The sequence below is a fragment of the Mesorhizobium sp. M2E.F.Ca.ET.209.01.1.1 genome (genome assembly GCF_004010375.2).
In the GTDB taxonomy this organism is placed as follows: Bacteria; Pseudomonadota; Alphaproteobacteria; order Rhizobiales; family Rhizobiaceae; genus Mesorhizobium.
On sequence record NZ_SADP02001346.1, the window covers coordinates 1 to 281 of the forward strand.

Sequence of the window (281 nt, forward strand, 5' to 3'; positions counted from 1 at the left end):
AGATGATCGCCCGGGATGCCGCCAGCGATTACCTTCTCGACGATGGCGCGCACTTCCGAGGGCTGCGTGCCGCCATTGGTGTCGCACAACACCACCCAGCGCGCGCCGGCATCGTAGGCGGTCCTGGCGCAGGCCAGAGCGTAGTCCGGATTGGCCTTGAAACCGTCGAAGAAATTCTCGCAGTCGACCATGGCCTCGTTGCCGGCCGCGACCGCCGTCTCGACCGTGACCTTGATCGATTCCAGGTTCTCCTCGTTGGTGCAGCCGATCGCGACGCGGAC

1 pseudogene is annotated in these 281 nt (G+C 65.1%); it reads right to left on the bottom strand.

Annotated elements, in window-relative coordinates:
• Positions 1-281: pseudogene (locus EN852_RS40350) on the bottom strand (citramalate synthase); the annotation flags it as partial.